The organism is Enhydrobacter sp., assembly GCF_030246845.1.
Classification (GTDB): Bacteria; Pseudomonadota; Alphaproteobacteria; order Reyranellales; family Reyranellaceae; genus Reyranella.
Genome location: NZ_CP126889.1, coordinates 1,123,040 through 1,142,105 on the forward strand (window position 1 = coordinate 1,123,040; position 19,066 = coordinate 1,142,105).

The window sequence follows — 19,066 nt, forward strand, 5'->3', positions numbered from 1 at the left end:
GAAAGGCCCGCGCCGAACGCAACTGCGCCTCGGCTTTCGCCAGCTCGATCTGGACATTGGGCCGGTCAGCCAGAGCGGGCGCGCCGGTGATCGACTTGCGCTTGCCGGCCATGGCGATTACCTCGTCGAGGGCCGCTCGCGCGGCGCCGAGACCCACGACCGCCAGCACCTGCGAGGCGATCACCAGGGCAGGATAGCGAAACAGGGGCGAATCGAGGCTCGAACCGCCGCCGCGAATGAACGTCCAGTCCTCGGGAACGACAACCTTGTCGACCACGATATCGTGACTGCCAACGGCCTCAAGGGAACTGCTTCAGCAAGCCGACGATGTCGGGGCTCAACTGCCGCTGCTTGGCGAACTCCGCGCGCCGCGCTCGCGCTTCCACCAGCACCCGCTCCAGTGCCCGTTTGCGGTCGGGCATGGTCGCCGGCGGCTCGCGCTGGAGTCCGTCGGACATGGCGTCTCCTCTCTCCATCTGCCCGTGAGACTTGCCCTGGTCTATCTCCCCGCCACGGCGGAAGCGACCTATCCTCTCAACACTTTCCCCGCCTTCGCCTCGGTGAGCCTGCCCTGCTCCCAGGTGACCGCGCCGTTGACCAGGGTGTACTCGACGCCTCTCGACGGCATCACGATGCGCTTGGCGCCGCCGGGGAGATCGTAGCGGCGCTCGCCGTGGTTGTTGGAGCCGATGCGCGCGGGATCGAAGATCGCGATATCGGCCGGTGCGCCCTTGGCGAGGCGGCCGCGGTCCTTCAGGCCGAACAGGTCGGCCGGGTCGGAGGTGAGCTTGCGCACGCCCTCCTCCAGCGTGATCGCCTCCTTCTCGCGCACCCACGTGCCGAGCAGGTAGGTCGGGTAGCCCGAGTCGCACAGCATGTCGACATGCGCGCCGCCGTCGCCCAGCGCCATCAGGATCGCCTTGTTGTTCAGGAGCTCGCGCATGCGATCCTCGCGCGTGTTCCACGAGGCCATGGTGAGCTCGCAATCGAGGTTGTCGGCCAGCACCGTGTCGAGGAAGGCATCGACGCCGTCCTTGCCCTGCTCCTGGCCGATCTGGGCGATCGACTTGTCCTCGAGATGCTTCAGCGCCGGGTTGCGCACGGCGTGCACGACAACCCGGCCCCAGTTGCTGAAGCCGGTCGGATTCTTGAGGTCCTCGCGGAACTGGTTGCGGAACGCCGGATCGGCGTAGACGGCCTTCTGCGCCGCCTTCGAGGTGTCGGCGAACACCCGCTTCCAGGAGGGGAAGGCGGCGAAGGAGAAGGGATTGTCCATGTTGACTTCGCGCGTGAGCGGCAGCGGCGAGGTCTGCGGCCGGGCGCCCTTGGCAATCATCGGCGCGGCGAGCCGCAGCGTGTTGCGCACCGCCTCCGGGATGTCGTCGCGGTCGAACAGGGCGATGAAGGTCACCGGCCGGCCGCTCTCGTCGAGCAGGAAGTCCAGCAGCTCGCACTGGTCCTCCTCCAGCACGCCGACCTGGCGCGTGAGCGCGATCTCGATCGCGCCCTTGCCGCGCGCCTTCAGGACGTTGGCATAGGCCTTCAGCTCCTCGCGGCTGGCGTTGCGGCAGGCGAGCGGCTTGCCCTCGAAGCCCATATGCTGGTTGAGCGTCGTCGACGAGAAGCCCAGCGCGCCGACATCGACGGCCTCGGCGATCAGGGCCGCGATCTTCGCCGTCTCCTCCGCGTCGGCCGCCCGCTCCATCGACGCCTCACCCATCACGTAATGACGGAACGGCGTGAGCGGCGCGATGAAGGCGAGATTGAGCGATGGCCGGCGGGCGGCGGCCGCATCCATGAACTGCGGAAAAGTCTCCCAATCCCAGGTGATGCCCTTGTTCAGCACGTCGAACGGAATGCCTTCGACACTCACCAGGTCGCGCATGGCGATCTCGCGCGCCGCGGGCCGGCAGGGCGCGATGCCGACGCCGCAATTGCCCATCACCACGCTGGTGACACCGTGCCAGGACGAGGGCGTCACCGCGCCGTCCCAGCAGATCTGCGCATCGTAATGCGTGTGGGGATCGACGAAGCCCGGCGCCACGACCAGACCGTCGGCATCGATGGTGCGCCTGGCGCCTTCGGTGACCTTGCCGATGTCGGCCACCTTGCCATCGGCGACCGCCACGTCGGCCCGGTACCTCCTGGCGCCGGTACCATCGACCACGATGCCGTTCCTGATCACGAGATCGTAGCTCATCGAGTCCTCCCAGAACCACGAGCCGACGGTACTCCCGACAGACGGCCGCGACACATGCGAAATCCATCGGCGCGCCATGCCGGATCGACAGGCGGTATCCCGCGGCGACGGAGTTCATGTTGAAACGACACTCGAAAACTCATGACAGCCCCAGAAGTCTCTTTGCTGGAGGAATTGACAAGTTTGGAAAACAAACTGACTGTCCAGCGGCAGGAGGGATCCATGGCATCCAGGCAGGCGACGGCGGCCGTGATCGGCGCCGGGGACTTCATCGGCGCTGCGATCGCGCGCAAGTTCGCGGCGGAGGGCTTCATCGTCCATGCCGGCCGGCGCAACGGCGACAAGCTGGCGCCGCTGGTCGCCGACATCGAGAAGGCGGGCGGCAGGATCTCGGCGCGCGGCCTCGACGCCCGCAAGGAAGAGGACATCACGGCCTTCCTGCAGGAAGCGGACCGGACCGCCCCGCTGGAGGTCTGCGTCTTCAACGTCGGCGCCAACGTGAACTTTCCGCTCACCGACACGACCGAGCGCGTGTTCCGCAAGGTGTGGGAGATGGCCTGCTACTCGGGCTTCCTCGCCGGCCGCGAAGCCGCGCGCCTGATGCTGCCGCGCGGCAAGGGCTGCATCTTCTTCACCGGCGCGACGGCGAGCCTGCGCGGCGGCGTCGGTTACGCGGCCTTCGCCTCGGCCAAGGCCGGCCTGCGTGCGGTCGCCCAGGCCGCGGCCCGCGAGCTCGGACCGAAGAACATCCACGTCGCCCATCTCGTGATCGATTCGGGCGTCGACACCGCCTGGGTGCGCGAGCGCCTCAAGGAGCGCGAGGGCGCCGAGGCGCTGGCGAATCTGCCGCCGGACCGATTGATGCGCCCCGAGGCCGTGGCCGACGCGTACTGGATGCTCTACCGGCAGCCGCGCGACGCCTGGAGTTCCGAGCTCGAGATCCGCCCCTTCGGAGAAAAATGGTGAGTCATGCCCAAGGTTGAATTCCTGTTCGATTTCGGCAGCCCCAACGCCTATCTCAGCCACCTCGTCATTCCGGTGATCGAGAAGCGCCAGGGCGTCAGGTTCGACTATGTGCCGGTGCTGCTGGGCGGCATCTTCAAGCTCACCAACAATCGCTCGCCGGCGGAGAGCAATGCCGGCATCAGGAACAAGCCGGAGTACCAGCAGCTCGAAACCGAGCGCTTCATCCGGCAGCATGGCATCACGCGCTACAAGATGAACCCGCACTTCCCGGTGAACACGCTGGCGATCATGCGCGGCGCCGTTGCAGCGAGGAAGCTCGGCATCTTCGAGCGCTACGTCGACGAGATCTACCGGCACATGTGGGCGGAGCCCAAGAAGCTCGACGATCCCGCTGTCCTGCGGGCAGCGCTGATCGAGTCGGACCTTCCGGCCGACCGGCTGTTCGAGCTGGTGCAGACGCAGGAGGTCAAGGACGCGCTGATGGCCGAGACTCAGCGCGCGGTCGAGCGCGGCACCTTCGGATCACCCACTTTCTTCGTCGACGGCGAGATCTATTTCGGCAAGGACCGGCTGCGCGACGTCGAGGAAGCCATCGCGGCGAGTAAGTAGAGGCCGTCGATGCGCTGGAGCCATCTCGAGGAGGAGACCTGCTCGCTGGCCCGCACCGTGTCGGTGATCGGCGATCGCTGGACCCTGCTGATCCTGCGCGATTGCTTCCTGCGCGTGCGGCGCTTCGAGGATTTCCAGGAAAGGCTCGGCATCACGCGGCCGATCCTGGCGAGCCGGCTGCGCAAGCTCGTGAAGCACTTCGTGCTGGCGAAGGTACCCTACCAGGAGAGACCGTTGCGCCACGAGTATCGCCTGACGCAAAAGGGCCGCGACCTCTATCCGATCATCCTCTCGATCGTTCACTGGGGCGACGAGCACATGGCGGGCAAAAGGGGACGGCCGTTGCTTCATCAGCATCTGACTTGCGGCAAGACCTTCGACCCGGTGATGGTGTGCTCGGGCTGCGGTGAGCGGATCGACCCGCGGCAGGTCCATGTCCATCGCGGGCCCGGGGCGGCCGGCAGCCGCAACGTGCCGGCCGGCCTCGCGACCGACGAGAAGAAACAGCCGCGGTTCCAGGGCCGCTGAGGCTGCCCTATAACGACAAGGCACGGAGGGCAGTCAATGAAGACCAGGATCACGGAACTCCTCGGGATCGAGCATCCGATCATCCAGGGCGGCATGCATTTTGTGGGCTTCGCCGAGCTGGCGGCAGCCGTCTCCAACGCCGGCGGGCTCGGCATCATCACCGGGCTCACGCAGCGAACGCCGGAGGCGCTGGCCAGCGAGATCCGCCGTTGCCGTGAGATGACCTCGAAGCCGTTCGGCGTGAACCTCACCTTCCTGCCGGCGGTGACGCCGCCCGACTATCCCGGCTACATCCGCGCCATCGTCGACGGCGGCGTCAAGATTGTCGAGACCGCCGGCAACAACCCGCAGAAGTGGCTGCCGGCGCTGAAAGAAGCCGGCATCAAGGTGATCCACAAATGCACGTCGGTGCGCCATTCGCTGAAAGCCGAGTCGATCGGCTGCGATGCGGTGAGCGTTGACGGCTTCGAATGCGGCGGCCATCCGGGCGAGGACGACGTGCCGAACTTCATCCTCCTGCCGCGCGCCGCCGAGGAGCTCAAGATCCCCTTCGTCGCCTCCGGCGGCATGGCCGACGGCCGTTCGCTGGTCGCCGCCCTGTCACTGGGCGCCGACGGCATGAACATGGGCACGCGCTTCATGGCCACCAGGGAAGCGCCGATTCACGAGCATGTGAAGCAGGCGTTGGTGGCCGCCAGCGAGCTCGACACGCGGCTCGTCATGCGGCCGCTGCGCAACACCGAGCGCGTGCTGAAGAACGCCGCCGTCGAGCGCCTGCTCGAGAAGGAGAAGGCGCTGGGGCCCAAGATCAAGTTCGAGGACATCCTGCCCGAGGTGGCGGGTGTCTATCCGCGCATCATGAAGGACGGCGAGATGGATGCCGGCGCCTGGTCCTGCGGCATGGTGGCAGGGCTTATCCGCGACGTCCCGACGGTCAAGGAATTGATCGACCGCATCATGCGCGAAGCGGACGCCATCATCAATCAGCGGCTTGCCAGCTACGCGCGGAAAGCTGCATGATTCGCAAGAGCCCTCGTTGCGCCTGATCGCAGCGAGGGATTTTTCTGCCGCAAGCGCGCGGCCGCACCGATGGACAAACCGGATTCGTTGCCCTTGAATGCCGGCCAACGAAAGGGCGAGACGCATGAGAATCGGATCGCAGCAACATCGCGATGCCTTCTGTCGACATTTTGTGCAGACCTACACCGACTACGATCCTCACACCCTGCCCTGGCCCGAACTGGACGACGCGGCGCTGCAGCGCCTGAGGGCCGTGCCGTTCTGGGAAGAGGTCTTCTACACCGAACGCCGCGCCGGGGCGATCGTGGCCGCCTTCACGCAGACGGTGACCGATCCTGTCCTGCGCGACGCGCTCGCCCTGCAGGGCGAGGAGGAGACGCGGCACGCCAAGCTGATTCGCGTCATGATCGAGAAGTACGGCCTTGACGCGCCGGAGCGGCCGCTCGAGGACATCAGCGACAACATCGAGCGACGCTTCAAGGATTTCGGCTTCGGCGAATGCCTCGATTCGTTCCTGGGCTTCGGCCTGTTCAAGATCGCCTTCCAGGCCGAGTTCCTGCCGAGGGAGATGCTGAAGATCTTCGAAACCCTGATGTACGAGGAGACGCGCCATATCGTCTTCTTCGTCAACTGGATGGCCTACACCGAGGCACGACGCGGCTGGCTGGCGCGGACCGCGCTGCCCCTCACCAGCCTGCACTACTACCTGCGGGCGCTGGTGCGCATGATGGGGCTCGCCAAGCGCGGCAAGGAACTGAACGACGGCAAGAACTTCGCCGCGACCCAGGTCAGCATGTTCCTGGATGGCTTCAACTTCCGGAAGTTCCTCGAGGATTGCTATTCGGAGAACAGCCGGCGCATGGGAGCCTTCGATCCCGAGCTGCTGCGCCCGAGCTTCCTGCCGCAATTGACCGAAGTGGCGCTGCGCGCGATGCGGCTCTGGAGCGCGCGATCCAAGCTGGAACCCGACCAGGCCCTGTCGCGCTGACTGCAGCGCGTCAGAACCAGAGCTTGCTGTGCGGCGAGCGCGCGAGCAGGGCCGGCCGGAAGAGCAGCGTGACCAGAAGCTCCCAGCCGAGCGAGATCATCAGGAGCCGGCCCATGCTGGCGGTGCCCGGGTGCGTGGATAGCCACAGCGCTCCGAAGGCATTGGCGGTGGTGAGCGCGCTGAAGATCACGGCGCGCATCAGGCTCGACTTCAGCATCGCCGTCTCGCCCGCGCGCCACGCCATCACGAAGTAGATGTTGAAGGCGACACCCACGCCGAACAGCAGCGGCAGGGCGATGATGTTGGTGAAGTTGAGCGGCAGGTCGAGCAACCCGCAGGTGGCGAATGTCAGCAGTCCGCTCAGCAGCACCGGCAGCATGGTGAGCACCACGTCGCGGGTTCGCTGCAGCACCAGCGCCAGCAGCACGACGATGGCCAGGATCGAATAAGCGCCGGCCTGCAGGAAAGCGTCGACGATGGTGTCGCCCGAGGCCCTGGTCGAGATCGGCGCGCCGGTCGCGTCCGGCGCGATGCCCTGGACGGCGGTGGCGAAGCGCCGCAGCGAGTCGTTGTCGTGCCGGCCGTCGCGCGGCAGCACCTGGATGCGGGCGCGCCCGTCCTTTGTCGTCCAGTCCGAGACCAGATCGGCCGGCAAGGTCGCGATCGTCACCGGGCCGGCCTTCAGCTCGGCGCGGATCTGGTCGAGCACGACGTGAAGCGGCGCGACTATCGCGGCGGCAGCCTTGGCGCGGATATCTGCCGGCGCGGCCTCCAGCCGCTCCAGGGCATCGGCCAGCCGGCGCGCCGAGGACGAGGCCGCATCGGCCGCCTGGGGAGCCGAGGCGCGCAGCGCCGCCGCCGTGCTGGCGAGGCTTTGACGCAGCTCCGCCTCCGGAGGAGCAGGCCGCGGCGCTCGCGCCTCGAGCGCCGGCCCGATGGCTTTCGCCGCATTGGCGACAAGCGCCAGCTTCTCGTCCTGTCGGGCCGGAACGAAGCTCTGGAGTGTGACAGTGCGCGACACCTCCGGCAGGCCATCGAGGCGATGGGCGATCGCCTGCGCCTCGCCAAGCGTGGCGGCGAGCACATTGATCGCATAGGGCGTCCAGTCTGGGTCGGCGGCGAGAGCCTTCAGGGTGGTCATCGATTCCACCCTGGGACTCTTGAGGTTCAGCGGATCGAAGTCGAAGCGCACGAACGGCAGCAGCGCCAGCGACACGATGGCGGCAATGAGCGCCGAGCCCAGCACGCCGAGCCGGTGCCGGGTCACGAAGCGATCGACCGGCGCCAGCATGGTGAAGCCGACCTCGGCCATCCGTGCCGGCGGGAATCGCAGCAGCGCAAGCAGCGCGGGCAGCAGCACGATGCTGAGGGCGAACGCCACGCCCATGCCGAGGCCGGCGATTGTTCCGAGCTCGGCCACGCCGACATAGGTGGTGGGCAGAAAGGCGAAGAAGCCGACGCCGATCGCCGCTGCCGACAGCGCGAGCGCCCGGCCGATGCTGGCGCCCGCCTCGGTCAGCGCCGCCTCGCGCGTCGGCTGGACGAGGCGTTCGGCGAGGCTGCGGACGCTGAACTGGATGCTGAAATCGACGCCGAGACCGACGAAGAGCGGGATGAAGGCGACGGAGATGAGATTGAGCCGCCCGGTGGCCATGAGCCCGATGGCAGCCGTGATGACGAGGCCGACGATCGTCGTGACGACGATGGCGAGAACCACGCGCACCGAGCGCACCGCCAGCCAGAGGATGCCCAGCAGCGCCACCAGCATGGCGCCGAGCACGAGGTGCGCGTCCTGGGCGAGCGAGGCGAACTCCTCGTCGGCGAGCGGCACCGGGCCGGTCAGACGGACGGTGACACCGTGCGCCGCATCGAGGCCGAGCGACTGCGCCGTCGTCCTGATCGCGCTGCTTGCCGCGGCGCCGGGTTCCAGCGCCGTATAGTCCATCACCGGCTGGACCAGCACGACACGCCGCGTCGCATGCGTTCCGGCCGGAGCACCACCGATCACCGTCTGCCAGGAGAAGAAGGCCGGCCGGCCGGCCAGCACCTTCTCGAAGGCATCGGCGAGAGCGCCCGTCATCGGCTCGATGTCGTGAAGTGTCCCCTGCCCGTGCCTGATGCCCGCGAGCATGTTGGAAAGCGCCGACAGAACGCCGCGCAGGCTGGGATCGGCGGCCACCTGCGCCAGCAACGGCGTGGCGCGCACGAGGCCGTTCGTGGTCGCTCTCACCTGATCGAGCGGCAGCAGCAGCAGGCCCTCCCGCTCGAAGAACGGACCGCCGTCGGGACGCCGCACGGTCCGGAAAAGATCCTGCTTCTCCTGCAACGCGGCCGTCAGGCGCCTCGCCGCATCGTCGGCCAGCTCGGGTGTGGCGCCGTCGATCACCACCATCGTCAGATTGTCGAGCTGGGGGAATGCCGCCTGGAATGCCAGCTCCCTCTGCCGCCACGTCAACTTCGACGAGATCAGCTGCGAGGTGTCGGCGGTCATCGCGAAATTGCCCGCCACATGGAGCAGCGCCGCCAGCGTGAGGCCGAGGGCGCCCAGCAGCACGATCACGGGATGCCGGCTGCTGGCCGCAACGATGCGACCGATCAACGAGGTCCGGGTCGACACGACGCCTCCACAGAAGCCACGCCTCCCGGGCGTCCTTGTTCCCTACGGCGGATGAGGTTATTCGCGAGTGCCGGAAGTAAATCCGCACCTGGCCACCGGCTGTCAAGCCGAGCCGCAGTCCATTCGCGGCTTCCCGTCGACCACGCGACATGTTGACGCCGCGTCGCCGCCCGACACACAGTCCGGACGCGGTTACGCGGCACCCGGCGCCTGCACGTCGAACGACGATTCATCGATCGAGCCTTGCAACTGTGGCAAAGCGGCCTGACGACACCAAATTCCGGTTGCGGCAAGCCCGCTGATGGAGGAGTTGATCTGGATGCGGGTTCTGTTGGCCCAACCTCGAGGGTTTTGCGCGGGCGTCGTGCGGGCGATCGAGATCGTCGAACGGTCGCTCAAGAAGTTCGGCGCGCCCGTCTATGTTCGCCATGAGATCGTGCACAATCGCCATGTCGTGGAGAAGCTCGAACGCATGGGCGCGGTCTTCGTCGAAAGCCTCGACGAGATCCCGGACGGCGCGACCACCATCTTCAGCGCGCACGGCGTCGCACAGTCGATCATCGACGAGGCCAAGGCGCGCGGCCTGCCGGTGCTGGACGCCACCTGCCCCCTGGTCTCCAAGGTCCACCTGCAGGGCAAGCGCTATGTCGCGCGCGGCCGCGCCCTGATCCTGATCGGCCATGCCGGCCATCCCGAGGTCGAGGGCACGATGGGCCAGGTCGACGCGCCGGTCCATCTGGTCTCGACGGTCGAGGACGTGGCGCGGCTCGACATTCCCCCTGATGCGCCGGTCGCCTATGTCACGCAGACCACGCTCAGCGTCGACGACACCCGCGGCGTGATCGCCGCCCTGCGCGCGCGGTTCAGCGACCTCGAAGGGCCGGACGTGGCCGACATCTGCTATGCCACCCAGCATCGCCAGTCGGCGGTGCGGGAGCTGTGCGAGCTGGTCGACCTCCTGCTGGTGGTGGGCAGCCGCAACAGCTCCAACTCGAACCGGCTGCGCGAGATCGCGGTCGAGAAGGGCCTGCCGAGCTACCTGATCGCCGACGGCGGCGAGCTGGATCCGGCCTGGCTCGCCGGGGTGAAGACCATCGGGCTGACGGCGGGCGCATCGGCCCCGGAAGAGCTCGTCCTCGACGTGATCGAGGCCCTGCGTCGCCATGGCGACGTCGCGGTGGAACAGATGACCGGCGTGCACGAGGACATCGAGTTCCGGCTGCCCAACGAACTCAGGGCGACGTCGCCGGCTGGATAGTAGAGGAGCGCGTTTTGGGAATTCCCTTGTTTCAGGCGGCCCGCATCGGGACCTACATCCTTCGCCAGCATCTGGCGCGGCGGGAACGCTATCCCCTGGTATTGATGCTGGAGCCGTTGTTCCGCTGCAACCTCGCCTGCGCCGGCTGCGGCAAGATCGACTATCCTGACGAGATCCTGGACCAGCGCCTGTCCTACGACGACTGCATGACGGCGATCGACGAATGCGGCGCGCCCGTCGTCTCGATCGCCGGCGGCGAACCGCTCCTGCATCGCGAGATGCCGCGGATCGTCAAGGGCTTCCTGGCCAAGCGGAAGTTCGTGATCCTGTGCACCAACGCCCTGTTGCTGGCCAAGAAGATCGACGACTACGAGCCGCATCCCTCCTTCACCTGGTCGATCCATCTCGACGGCAACCGGGCCATGCACGACAAGTCGGTCTGCCTGCGCGGCACCTACGACAAGGCGGTCGAAGCCATCAAGCTCGCGAAGGCCAAGGGCTTCCGCGTCAGCATCAACTGCACGCTGTTCAACGACGCCGATCCGGCCGAGGTCGCGGCCTTCTTCGACGACATGAAGGCGCTGGAGCTGGACGGCATCACCGTCTCGCCGGGCTATGCCTACGAGCGCGCGCCCGACCAGCAGCACTTCCTCAACCGCACCAGGACCAAGGAGCTGTTCCGCGGAATCCTGTCACGCGGCGACGGCGGCAAGAAGTGGCCGTTCAGCCAATCCATCAACTTCCTGAATTTCCTGGCCGGCAACGAAGCCTATCGCTGCACGCCGTGGGGCAACCCGACGCGCACCGTGTTCGGCTGGCAGAAGCCCTGCTATCTCCTGGGCGAGGGCTACGCCAGGACCTTCCAGGAACTCATGAACGACACCGAGTGGGACAAGTACGGAGTCGGCAACTACGAGAAGTGCGCCGACTGCATGGTGCATTCGGGTTTCGAGGCCTCGGCGGTGAAGGACATGATGCGCCGTCCGTTGAAGTCGCTCACGGTCGCGATGCGCGGTGTGCGCACCGATGGTCCGATGGCGGAGGACATCCCGCTCGACAAGCAGCGCCGCGCCGAATTCGTCTTTTCGAACCACGTCCAGCGCAAGCTAGGCGAAATCCGGGCGGCAAAGGCCCGACCCGAGAAGACGGTGGCCGCGGAGTAACGCCCGGAAAGCGCGTTCCGCCTCCCAGGCGGTTCGGATCAGCGCGGGAATCTGGCCCGGCTCGGCGACAAGCGAGCGCAGGACGGCCGTCACATCCATGCGGCCGTCGGGGCGCATGCCGACGAGCGCGGCGGCCGGAAGCGAACGGTGCGCCGGATCGCAGATCACGCGCGCCGCGGCGAAGGGCAACCGATGGCGTGCCGCGACCCGCGCCGCGACATGCGACTCCATGTCCACCGCGATCGCCCCGGTTGCGCGATGCAGGGCCGCCTTCTCGGCTTTCCCGGTAGTGATCGTATCGACGCCCAGGAACGGGCCATCGACCGCGCCGGGCAGTCGCGCCAGGAGCGCATCCGTCCAGTCGGTATCGGCCGGCAGCACCATGCCCCGGTCGAGAACTGCGCGCGCCACGACCCACTGACCCGGGCGGAGACCGGGCGCCATTCCGCCCGCGATTCCCATGCTGATAATGCCGTTCGCCCAGGCTGCGCGTTCTTCGAGCCTCGCTTCGAGGCGCCGACGATCGCCGCCGCCGGCGACAACCTCGACTTCCGGACCGCTAAGCAGGCGTGCCTCGCGCCGCAGGCCGGTGACCACGAGGATCGTCACATGCCGTACGCCACCCGCCGGTCATTGGCGCGGCGCAGGTTGCGGTAGCGCGCCAGCGCCCAGAGCGGGAAGAACTTGGGATAGCCGTGGTAGCGCAGGTAGAAGACCCGCGGGAAGCCGCCGCCGACATAGGCCTCCTGCTGCCAAAGGCCGCTCTCGTCCTGCGTGCGGCGCAGCCAGGCGATGCCGCGCGTCACCGCCGGATGGTCGACCTCGCCTGCGGCCATCAGGCCGAGCAGCGCCCAGGCCGTCTGCGAGGCGTTGGATGGCGCCGGTTCGTAGCCGCGATAGTCGAGCCGGTAGCTGGTGCAATCCTCGCCCCAGCCGCCATCCTCGTTCTGGATCGAGATCAGCCAGTCTGCCGCCTTGCGCACGCTCGGCCGCGTCGCGTCGAGGCCTGCAGCGTTCAGCGCGCAGAGCGCCGACCAGGTGCCATAGACGTAGTTCACACCCCAGCGGCCGTACCAGCTCCCGTCCGCCATCTGTTCGCGCTCGAGGAAATCGACCGCCGCCCGCATGCGCGGGCTCCCCGGCGCCTCGCCGAGCTGGGCCAGCATGCCGATGCAGCGCGCCGTCACGTCCGATGTCGGCGGATCGAGCAAGGCGCCGTGGTCGGCGAACGGAATGTTGTTGAGATAGTGATCGACATTGTCGGCGTCGAACGCGGCCCAGCCGCCGTTGCCGCTCTGCAGGCCGGCCGTCCATTCGACGGCGCGATCGATCGCGCGATCGAAGGTCGTGCCGGCGCCGAGCTCGCGCCGCGCGCGGTCCATCGCCATCACGACGACAGCGGTGTCGTCGAGATCGGGATAATGGGCGTTGCGATACTGGAAGGCCCAGCCGCCCGGCCGCACCCCGGGCCGTCGCTCCGCCCAGTCGCCCTCGACCTCGAGTTCCTGCAGCGGCGCCAGCCAGTCGAGGCCGCGGCGCGCCGCCGTGTCCGCCTCCACGCCGCCCGCCTCCATCAGGGCATGGGCCGCGAGCGCGGTGTCCCAGACCGGCGAGACGCATGGCTGGCAATAGGCTTCGTGCTCGCGGATCACCAGCAGCTTCTCGATCGAACGCCGTGCCGTCGCGCGGTCCGGATGGTCGGCCGGATAGCCCAGCGCATCGAACATCATGACGCTGTTGGCCATGGCCGGGTAGATCGCGCCGAGACCGTCCTCGCCGTTCAGGCGCTCGGTCACGAAGGCAAGACAGCGCTCGATGGCGCGACGACGCAGCGGCTCGGGCCAAAGCGGCTCCACCGCCGTCAGCGCGACGTCAAGGCCATTGAAGAAGAGCGCCCAGCCGCGATGGCGATGCGTCGGTCCGCGCTTCTTCTTCACCCGCCTTGTCGTGAAGAGCTCGCGGATGCGCACGCCGCGCGGATTGCGCGCCCGGCGTCTGAGCGCGGCCAGCACCAGCAGCGGCACGATCACGGTGCGCGCCCAGTAGGACATGCGCGAGAGATGGATGGGAAACCAGCGCGGCAGGAGGATCAGCTCCACCGGCATGGTGGGCACGCGCCGCCAGGACAGCTCGCCGAACTGCGCCAGGAGGATGCGGGTGAAGACGTTGGCCTCGGCCGCGCCACCATGCGCCAGGATCGCCTCGCGCGCGCGCACCATGTGCGGTGCTGCGGGGTCGTCGCCGATCATCTTCAGGCAGAAGTAGGCTTTGACGGAAGCGCTGATGTCGAATGCGCCACCGTGGAACAGCGGCCAACCGCCATGCTCGCCCTGGATGCGGCGCAGGTAGACGCCGATCTTGCGCTCCAGCCCGAGGTCGTCGGGCTCGCCGAGGTAGTGGCGCAGCAGCACGTACTCGGCGGGAATCGTCGCATCGGCCTCGAGCTCGAAGACCCAGTGCCCGTCGCTCCGCTGCAATTGCCGCAAGGCCGCTGCGGCCCGGACGATATCGCCCTCGAGGCCGGCCGCATCCGTCAGGATGAGGTCGTTCATCGCGAGGCCATGGCGAGCGCCGCCGCCTTCTCACCCGAGCGCAGTGCGCCTTCGATGGTCGCCGGCAATCCGGTCGCGATCCAGTCGCCGGCGAGGAAGGCGTTGGCCCACGCCGTGCGCGACGCCGGACGCCGCGCTTCCTGCGCGGGCGTCGCGGCAAAGGTGGCGCGCTTCTCCTTCACGATGCGGCACGGCGGCGCAGGACCGGACAGATCGTGGACGGCGGCAACGTCACGCCACAGCAGGTCGGTCAGAGTCTGGTTGTCCATGTCGAGAAGACGATCGGCGGCACTGACGGTGACGGAAAGGCGATCGGGAAAGGCGAAGACCCACTCCGCCGTACCGCCGATCACCCCGACCATCAACCGGGCATTGGCAGGGCTTGCCGTTCGAAAATGAGCGTTGACGATGGCGCGGAAATCGTCGGGCACCGTCATCTGCGGCAACAGGGCCTGCGCCGTCCAGGGCGGCACAGCCAGGACAACCTTGTCCAACGGACCGAGCCGTTCCTCGCCGTCGTCGAAAGTCAGCGCGGCAAGTCGGTCGCCGGCGACCGTGACGGCGCGCAACGGCCGACCGAGCCTGATCTCGACACCATCCTCGCGCAGCCGGCCGAGCGCGGGATCGACGAAGGCCGCCGCGATGCTCGGCGTTGCAATGCGCGGCCAGGTCTGCCGGCCGCCTTGCGTCAGCGTCTCGCGGAAGACGGCGCCGGCCAGGTCGGCCGACGCCTCCTCGGGTCGTGTGTTGAGAATGGAGACCAGCAACGGCCGCAGGAGCTTCTCCCAGGCGACGCCGTGGCAGGAGACGACTTCATCGATGCGACGGCCGGGATGCGGCCGTGTCAGGGCAAGCAACGGAAGATAGTCGGCGAGCCGTGTTCCGGGCACGCGCCGACTTGCCGACAGGACCCACCAGGGAACACGGCCGTCGTTGGGGCGAAGCGTCCAGCGCCGGCCACTGCCGCGGTCGAGAAACGGAAACTCGGCACTCAGCGGGCCGGTCAGCCTGTCCTGCGCGCCGATCGCCTTCAGATAACGGCCGACCGCCGGATTGCCCGACAGCACGAGGTGGTTGCCGTTGTCGATCACCATGTCCAGGACGGAGTCGCGATACGAGCGGCAACGGCCGCCCGCCTGCCGGGCGGCTTCTGACAGCACGACCGTCATGCCGCGATCCGCCAGAGCGACGGCCGCCGACAGGCCGGCGAGCCCCGCGCCAATGACGTGGACCCGGGCCGCTGCAGCGGGCCCGGTCATCCCGACACACAGCAGCGCGCGACCAGCGCCAGCAGCCGGAGCTTGCCGATCCGTGCCCGACGACGCGGCGGCGCCCATCCCTCGGCCAGCATGTCCTGCAGCAGCGTCTGATAGACCGCGGCCATCAGGCGAGGGGCGAGCAGTCGGCCGCGGGGACGTGCACGCAGCACACGCTCGGCGCCGGCAAAACGATCCTGCGCCTGTGCCGCCAGCCGTCGACAGGCGGCATCGACGCGGGGATCGCCGATCGCCGCCACGGGGTCATTGGTCTCGATTCCCGCCTCCGCCAGCAGTTCGCGCGGCAGGTAGAGGCGGCCAATGCCCGCGTCCTCGTCGAGATCGCGCAGGATGTTGGTCAGTTGCAACGCGCGGCCGAGTTCGCGCGCCAGCGCGAAGCCCGGCTTGTCGTCCATGCCGAAGATACGGGTCGAAAGCCGTCCCACCGCCGACGCCACGCGCTCGCAATAGAGATCGAGCGTCTCTAGGTCGGGCGCGCGAATGTCGGCCGAGACATCCATGCCCATGCCGTCGATGACGGCGAGAAAGTCGGCTTCCCGAAGCTTGAAGTCGCGCACGGCCGCGGCGAGGAAAGCGGCCTGCCCTGCGGGCTCGCCGGCATAGAGGGCGGCGATGTCCGCGCGCCACCGGTCGAGCGCTTTCGCCCGCTCCGGCCGCGACCGCGTGCCGTCGTCGGCGATATCGTCGACCAGTCGGCAGAAGCCGTAGATCGCGAACATGGCCGTCCGCTCCGCCTTCGGCATGAGAAGCATGGCGGCATAGAAGGAGCTGCCGGAGACGCGGGCCTGGATTTCCGCAAGGTCCGTCTGCGGTTGGGACACCGCCGTCATCCCCGACTGCCGCGCAGATCGGGTTGTCTGCCGCCTGCCATCCGCCAGAGGCGGCGCATTGCGACGCCCAAGCCGCCACGCAGGGCAAGGCCCAGCATCTCGACGGGATGATGATGGACACGCTCCGACAGCGGGTCACGGCGCGCGAGCCTCGTTGCAAGACTCTCCGCCAGGATCTGGATGACCCCCACTTCCAGCCCCAGCCGCCGGTCGGCGATCTGTCCGGCGAAGACCCGCGATTGGTCGAGCAGATCGTCGGCGCGTCGGGCCAGACTCACGATCGCGGCACGCAATGCGGAGGAAGCCTGCTTCTCGCCGAGCGCCTCGACGCCGATGCCGTGCATGGCGAGGACATCGAGCGGAATATAGACGCGGTCGAGATCGCGATAATCCTTGGCGCAGTCCTGCAGGTGATTGATCACCTGCAGTGCGCTGCAGAGCGCATCGTTGGCGGGCCATGTCACGCGCGGTTCGCCATGCAGATCGAGGACGAACCGCCCCACGGGCGCCGCCGAGTAACGGCAATAGTCCATGAGGTCGTCCCAGTCCGCATAGCGCCGCTTGGTCACGTCGCGACGGAAGGCTTCGAGAAGATCGAGCGCATGCTGATCGGTGACGCCATGCGCGCCCAGTGCCGCGCGCAGGCGCTCGCCTTCGGCGCTGACGCCGCTGGCACCACGCAATCCAGCTTCCATCCGATCGAGCTCGGCAAGCTTCTCCGCGGCGGTCGCCGTCGCATGATCGGCCACGTCGTCGGCCGCGCGCGCGAAGCGATAAAAGGCGAGGACCGGCGCGCGCAGGGCAGGCCTGATCAGCCAGGAGGCGACCGGGAAATTCTCGTCCCGATGGCCCTTGCCGGATGCGAACCGGGCGGTGCTCGTCATGTGCCGCCCGTCATCGCCTGTGCCCGGCCCTTCCACATGCCGCCGCGGCCGCGCCAGACCTGGAGCGCGGAGTTGATGGTGAACAGCGCATAGACGAACGCAATCGCGGGCATGGCGAGTCCCCAAAGCGGCGAGACCCGATAGAAACGGAGCATCGGCTGGAGCGCCAGCGCCATCGCAAGCCAGGCGGCGAGCCCCAGCCAGCGGGCCGGGCCCGTCGCGAGGAAAGTGATCGCGGGCGGCGCGAGATAGATCCATCCCATACCGACGACCGTGCCGAGAAGCAGCAGCGGCGAGTAGTCGAGCTGGGCATAGGCGGAGCGCGAGACCATGCGGCCGATCTCGGCGAAGCCGCCGTAAGGGCGCAGGCTCCGGGCGCGTCGCGTGAGTCCGAGCCAGATCGCCCCCTGCCCCTTCAGCCGGCGCGCCAGCGCACAATCGTCGATGATCTCGGACCGGACGGCGGCGATGCCGCCGGCCCGCTCCAGCGCCTCGCGCCGGACGAGCACACAGCCGCCTGCCGCCGCCGCAGTCCGGCGCCGCCGCTGCGCCACCCAGCGGAACGGGTAGAGCATCTGGAAGAAGAAGACGAAGGCCGGGATCAGGAAGCTTTCGGCCCAGCTCCTGCAGAACAGCTCCGCCATCAGCGAGACCAGCACGCGCTGCTCCCGCTCCGCGCGCACGACGAGCGACCGCACATTGTCGGGCGCATGGCCGATATCGGCGTCGGTCAGCAGGATGTAGTCCGGCCTCGCGCCCGACAGCGCGACGTGCTGGACGCCCTGCTGCAACGCCCAGAGCTTGCCCGTCCAGCCCGACGGCAGGGCCGCGCCTGCGAGCACCTCGAGGCGGTCGCGCATATCCAGCGCCTCGGCCGCCCGCGCGGCAGTCTCGGCCGTGCCATCAGTGCTGCCGTCGTCGACCAGGACGATCCGGAACGATCCGGCATAGTCCTGCCGCAACAGGCTTTGCACCGATTGAGCAATCACATCGGCCTCGTTGCGCGCCGGCATCACCGCGACGACGCTCGGCCAGTGTGCGGCCTGGAATCCGCCCTCACCACCGTCGCGCTCGCGCGCCAGCCAGAAGCCCCCGCGGCCGATCAGCAGATAGAGCCAGACCGCCACCGCCAATCCGCCGAGGATCACGGCCGGGGTCATCTCAGGTAACCCGCCTTCCGGAACCAGGCCAGCGCGTCGACCACGCCCTCCATGTAGGAGCGGCTGCGGTAGCCGAGCTCGCGTTGCGCCTTCGCCGAGGTGAAGTACATCTTGTAACGGGACATGTGCAGGCTATCGACGGTCAACAAGGGCTCCCTGCCCGTGAAACGCGCGATGGCCTGCGCGCCGAACGCCAAAGGATAGAGCGGCCGGCGCGGCAGCCTGACCCGGGGCGCGCGCCGGCCGGCGACCTTCGCGACCGCCCCCAGCAGCTCCTGCAGCGACAGGTTCTCGCCGCCCAGGATATAGCGCTCGCCGATCCGGCCGCGCTCGAAGGCAAGCAGGTGGCCGTGGGCGATGTCGTCGACGTGGGCGAAGTTCAGTCCCGTGTCGACGAAAGCCGGGATCCGACCGCGCGCGCCGTCGAGCAGGATGCGGCCGGTCGGGGTCGGCTTGATGTCGCGCGGCCCGATCGGGGTCGTCGGGTTGACGATGACCGCCGGCAGCCCCTGCCGCCGGATCATCTCCTCCACGGCGCGCTCGGCCAGCGTCTTGCTGCGCTTGTAGGCGCCGACCGCCTCGTGCGGCGCGAGCAAGGCCGTCTCGTCGACCGGTGCGGTCGCGCCCGCGATCTTCAGGGTGGCGACGCTGCTCGTATAGACGATGCGCTCCACGCCGGCCGCCAGCGCCTCGCGCATCAGGCCGGTCGTGCCGTCGACATTGACGCGCAGGATGACCGACGGATCGCGTGCCCAGAACCGGTAGTCGGCCGCGACATGGAACAGGTAGCGCACGTCCCGCAACGCCGCCCTCAGCGACTCCCGATCCGTGAGATCGCCGACGACGGTTTCGCAGTCGAGGTCCCGGAAATTGTCACGTGGGCTCGTCGAGCGTACGAGCGCGCGCACCTTCACGCCGCGGCCGATCAGCATCCGCACGACCGACGAGCCGAGAAAGCCCGAGCCGCCCGTGACGAGGACCAGATCTCCCGGCTGCAGCGATGCACTCATCGAC

17 protein-coding genes and 1 pseudogene are annotated in these 19,066 nt (G+C 68.1%); 7 read left to right on the forward strand and 11 right to left on the reverse strand.

All coding sequences use genetic code 11. The annotated features are described in order from the left end of the window. Positions 1-7 precede the first annotated feature (7 nt). The 3 genes and pseudogenes from OJF58_RS27085 to OJF58_RS05805 all read right to left on the reverse strand — a co-directional run. Positions 8-112: pseudogene (locus OJF58_RS27085) on the reverse strand (hypothetical protein); the annotation flags it as partial. 187 nt (positions 113-299) lie between these two features. Further along, entirely contained in the window at positions 300-458 is a 159-nt protein-coding gene (locus OJF58_RS05800; RefSeq protein ID WP_300782505.1) for a hypothetical protein, read from the reverse strand. Positions 459-526: 68 nt separating this feature from the next. Continuing rightward, entirely contained in the window at positions 527-2,200 is a 1,674-nt protein-coding gene (locus tag OJF58_RS05805) for an amidohydrolase family protein (protein ID WP_300782508.1), read from the reverse strand. A 222-nt stretch (positions 2,201-2,422) separates the two neighbouring features. On the opposite strand from OJF58_RS05805, the gene OJF58_RS05810 reads away from it, so the two are divergent. The 5 genes from OJF58_RS05810 to OJF58_RS05830 all read left to right on the forward strand — a co-directional run bounded on the left by OJF58_RS05810 (position 2,423) and on the right by OJF58_RS05830 (position 6,311). After that, the gene (locus OJF58_RS05810) at positions 2,423-3,166 is read left to right on the forward strand and encodes an SDR family NAD(P)-dependent oxidoreductase (RefSeq protein WP_300782511.1); all 744 of its coding nucleotides are present in this window, start codon (positions 2,423-2,425) and stop codon (positions 3,164-3,166) included. A 3-nt stretch (positions 3,167-3,169) separates the two neighbouring features. After that, positions 3,170-3,775: a 2-hydroxychromene-2-carboxylate isomerase gene (locus OJF58_RS05815; RefSeq protein ID WP_300782513.1), complete on the forward strand. Its 606-nt coding sequence runs from the start codon at positions 3,170-3,172 to the stop codon at positions 3,773-3,775. Between the two features lie 9 nt (positions 3,776-3,784). After that, positions 3,785-4,303, forward strand: coding sequence for a helix-turn-helix domain-containing protein (locus OJF58_RS05820; protein ID WP_300782516.1), 519 nt, complete (start codon positions 3,785-3,787; stop codon positions 4,301-4,303). Positions 4,304-4,339: 36 nt separating this feature from the next. Beyond that, a complete protein-coding gene (locus OJF58_RS05825; RefSeq protein ID WP_300782519.1) occupies positions 4,340-5,323 on the forward strand; it encodes a nitronate monooxygenase family protein in 984 nt (327 codons plus the stop codon). Between the two features lie 124 nt (positions 5,324-5,447). Continuing rightward, complete coding sequence (locus OJF58_RS05830; RefSeq protein WP_300782522.1) at positions 5,448-6,311, forward strand: hypothetical protein; 864 nt, start codon at positions 5,448-5,450, stop codon at positions 6,309-6,311. A gap of 10 nt (positions 6,312-6,321) precedes the next feature. Here the strand turns inward: OJF58_RS05830 and OJF58_RS05835 are convergent, their stop codons facing one another. Then, the gene (locus OJF58_RS05835) at positions 6,322-8,928 is read right to left on the reverse strand and encodes an MMPL family transporter (protein ID WP_300782524.1); all 2,607 of its coding nucleotides are present in this window, start codon (positions 8,926-8,928) and stop codon (positions 6,322-6,324) included. Between the two features lie 319 nt (positions 8,929-9,247). Here OJF58_RS05835 and ispH point away from each other — a divergent pair, with 319 nt between their 5' ends. Then, positions 9,248-10,186: a 4-hydroxy-3-methylbut-2-enyl diphosphate reductase gene (gene ispH, locus OJF58_RS05840; RefSeq protein WP_300782527.1), complete on the forward strand. Its 939-nt coding sequence runs from the start codon at positions 9,248-9,250 to the stop codon at positions 10,184-10,186. 14 nt (positions 10,187-10,200) lie between these two features. After that, the gene (hpnH, locus tag OJF58_RS05845; protein WP_300782529.1) at positions 10,201-11,349 is read left to right on the forward strand and encodes an adenosyl-hopene transferase HpnH; all 1,149 of its coding nucleotides are present in this window, start codon (positions 10,201-10,203) and stop codon (positions 11,347-11,349) included. Here the strand turns inward: hpnH and OJF58_RS05850 are convergent. Genes OJF58_RS05850 through hpnA form a run of 7 tightly spaced genes read right to left on the reverse strand, consistent with a single transcriptional unit; the run spans position 11,293 to position 19,062 of the window. Further along, complete coding sequence (locus tag OJF58_RS05850) at positions 11,293-11,946, reverse strand: phosphorylase (RefSeq protein WP_300782532.1); 654 nt, start codon at positions 11,944-11,946, stop codon at positions 11,293-11,295. The genes hpnH and OJF58_RS05850 overlap by 57 nt on opposite strands. Positions 11,947-11,954: 8 nt before the next feature. Further along, positions 11,955-13,901 (reverse strand): squalene--hopene cyclase, encoded by a 1,947-nt coding sequence (gene shc / locus OJF58_RS05855; protein ID WP_300782534.1) that lies wholly within the window; start codon positions 13,899-13,901, stop codon positions 11,955-11,957. After that, positions 13,898-15,160, reverse strand: coding sequence for a hydroxysqualene dehydroxylase HpnE (hpnE, locus tag OJF58_RS05860; RefSeq protein ID WP_300782536.1), 1,263 nt, complete (start codon positions 15,158-15,160; stop codon positions 13,898-13,900). Before hpnE ends, shc begins: the two co-directional genes overlap by 4 nt. Then, entirely contained in the window at positions 15,157-16,008 is an 852-nt protein-coding gene (gene hpnD / locus OJF58_RS05865) for a presqualene diphosphate synthase HpnD (protein WP_300782539.1), read from the reverse strand. Before hpnD ends, hpnE begins: the two co-directional genes overlap by 4 nt. Continuing rightward, complete coding sequence (gene hpnC, locus OJF58_RS05870) at positions 16,005-16,892, reverse strand: squalene synthase HpnC (protein WP_300782541.1); 888 nt, start codon at positions 16,890-16,892, stop codon at positions 16,005-16,007. Before hpnC ends, hpnD begins: the two co-directional genes overlap by 4 nt. Beyond that, entirely contained in the window at positions 16,889-18,052 is a 1,164-nt protein-coding gene (locus OJF58_RS05875) for a glycosyltransferase (protein ID WP_300782543.1), read from the reverse strand. Before OJF58_RS05875 ends, hpnC begins: the two co-directional genes overlap by 4 nt. After that, positions 18,049-19,062, reverse strand: coding sequence for a hopanoid-associated sugar epimerase (hpnA, locus tag OJF58_RS05880; RefSeq protein WP_300782546.1), 1,014 nt, complete (start codon positions 19,060-19,062; stop codon positions 18,049-18,051). Before hpnA ends, OJF58_RS05875 begins: the two co-directional genes overlap by 4 nt. Positions 19,063-19,066 lie beyond the last annotated feature (4 nt).

Excerpts from the sequence above, each read along its gene's own strand:
- OJF58_RS05800 (WP_300782505.1), bottom strand. The coding sequence starts at position 458 with ATGTCCGACGGACTCCAGCGCGAGCCGCCGGCGACCATGCCCGACCGC.
- OJF58_RS05805 (WP_300782508.1), bottom strand. The coding sequence starts at position 2,200 with ATGAGCTACGATCTCGTGATCAGGAACGGCATCGTGGTCGATGGTACC.
- OJF58_RS05810 (WP_300782511.1), top strand. The coding sequence starts at position 2,423 with ATGGCATCCAGGCAGGCGACGGCGGCCGTGATCGGCGCCGGGGACTTC.
- OJF58_RS05815 (WP_300782513.1), top strand. The coding sequence starts at position 3,170 with ATGCCCAAGGTTGAATTCCTGTTCGATTTCGGCAGCCCCAACGCCTAT.
- OJF58_RS05820 (WP_300782516.1), top strand. The coding sequence starts at position 3,785 with ATGCGCTGGAGCCATCTCGAGGAGGAGACCTGCTCGCTGGCCCGCACC.
- OJF58_RS05825 (WP_300782519.1), top strand. The coding sequence starts at position 4,340 with ATGAAGACCAGGATCACGGAACTCCTCGGGATCGAGCATCCGATCATC.
- OJF58_RS05830 (WP_300782522.1), top strand. The coding sequence starts at position 5,448 with ATGAGAATCGGATCGCAGCAACATCGCGATGCCTTCTGTCGACATTTT.
- ispH (WP_300782527.1), top strand. The coding sequence starts at position 9,248 with ATGCGGGTTCTGTTGGCCCAACCTCGAGGGTTTTGCGCGGGCGTCGTG.
- shc (WP_300782534.1), bottom strand. The coding sequence starts at position 13,901 with ATGAACGACCTCATCCTGACGGATGCGGCCGGCCTCGAGGGCGATATC.
- hpnE (WP_300782536.1), bottom strand. The coding sequence starts at position 15,160 with ATGACCGGGCCCGCTGCAGCGGCCCGGGTCCACGTCATTGGCGCGGGG.
- hpnD (WP_300782539.1), bottom strand. The coding sequence starts at position 16,008 with ATGACGGCGGTGTCCCAACCGCAGACGGACCTTGCGGAAATCCAGGCC.
- hpnC (WP_300782541.1), bottom strand. The coding sequence starts at position 16,892 with ATGACGAGCACCGCCCGGTTCGCATCCGGCAAGGGCCATCGGGACGAG.
- OJF58_RS05875 (WP_300782543.1), bottom strand. The coding sequence starts at position 18,052 with ATGACCCCGGCCGTGATCCTCGGCGGATTGGCGGTGGCGGTCTGGCTC.
- hpnA (WP_300782546.1), bottom strand. The coding sequence starts at position 19,062 with ATGAGTGCATCGCTGCAGCCGGGAGATCTGGTCCTCGTCACGGGCGGC.